Source organism: Microbacterium sp. DT81.1 (assembly GCF_049844955.1).
Lineage (GTDB): Bacteria > Actinomycetota > Actinomycetes > Actinomycetales > Microbacteriaceae > Microbacterium.
In genome coordinates this window covers 1-1,268 of the sequence record NZ_JBNCMA010000024.1, presented here as the reverse complement: position 1 = coordinate 1,268, position 1,268 = coordinate 1, and the positions used below count along the sequence as shown (strand labels likewise).

General features: G+C 66.5%; 1 protein-coding gene. It reads left to right on the top strand.

The genetic code is table 11. The features are described 5' to 3' along the window. Positions 1-243 precede the first annotated feature (243 nt). Positions 244-1,268, top strand: a 1,025-nt coding sequence (locus ACLQ2Q_RS22175; protein WP_425824065.1) for an IS110 family transposase, incomplete at its 3' end; no start/stop codon positions are given.

Here is a 1,268-nt window from a genome sequence, read left to right as displayed (position 1 = left end):
ATAGCGTCGAGCTCAGTGTCAGGGTGACAGTGCCGCGTTGCGGTGGTTGGATCCTGATCACTTGGTGTCTGGCTCTTAGCGTCGTTGTCGCCTCCGGGTTGGCGTTCATGGGTTTTGCCGGCACCGGGTGTGATGGACCGGCCGGCGTGACTTGATAGGAGCGTGGCATCGCCCCCGACTGAGGTTTGTCCGCCGACCGGCCCAACCTGTCCCATTCGGATTAGTTGGAAGGAGACGATTTCCATGGTGATCGTCCTTGGCGCGGATGTCCACAAGGCCACGCACACGTTCGTCGCGGTCGATGAAGTCGGCCGCAAGCTCGGCGAGAAGACCGTGAAGGCGACCACCGTCGGTCACGACGGGGTGTTGCGGTGGGCGAGAGCCCGGTTCGGGGATGAGCTTCTGTGGGGTATTGAGGATTGCCGGCACCTGTCGGCCCGGCTCGAGCGGGACCTGCTCGCCTCAGGGCAGGAGGTGGTCCGGGTTCCGCCGAAGCTGATGGCCCACGCCCGCGCCTCCGCACGGGAGCGAGGCAAGTCAGACCCGATCGACGCCCTCGCTGTGGCCCGGGCGGTGCTGCGCGAACCCGACCTTCCCGCAGCTTCGCACGATGAGTCGACCAGGGAGTTGAAGCTGCTCGTTGATCGCAGAGAAGACCTGGTCGGTGAGCGAACCCGGCAGATCAACCGGCTGCGCTGGCACCTGCACGAACTGGACCCCGAGTTCGAGGTCCCCACCAAGTCGCTGCGGACTCGGGCGCAACGCGAGCGTGTCGCCGGCTGGTTGACCGCTCGCGAGGGTCTGGTCGCGGAGATCGCCCGGGACGTCCTCGCTGACATCACCCTGGTCAGCGTGAAAGCCCACGAGTTGGAGAAGCGGATCATCGCGCTCGTGGAAGCCCGCTACCCGCACTTGCTCGCGATCCCGGGGTGCGGCCCGCTGGCCGCGGCGAAGATCGCCGGTGAGACCGCGAACGCGAACCGGTTCCGGTCTGAGGCATGCTTCGCGATGAACGCGGGCGTCGCTCCCCTCCCGGTCTGGTCCGGAAACACCCGCGGCAGGGTCCGGATGAGCCGCACCGGGAACCGTCAGCTCAACGCCGCGCTGCACCGCATCGCGGTCACCCAGATCCGACTCGAAGGGCTCGGCCGGATCTACTACCGCAAACGTCTCGAAAGCGGCGATTCCACCGTCGAAGCACTCCGCTGCCTCAAGCGGCGTCTTGCCCGCATCGTCTTCAACGCCCTGACAGCGGACCAGCACCCCAT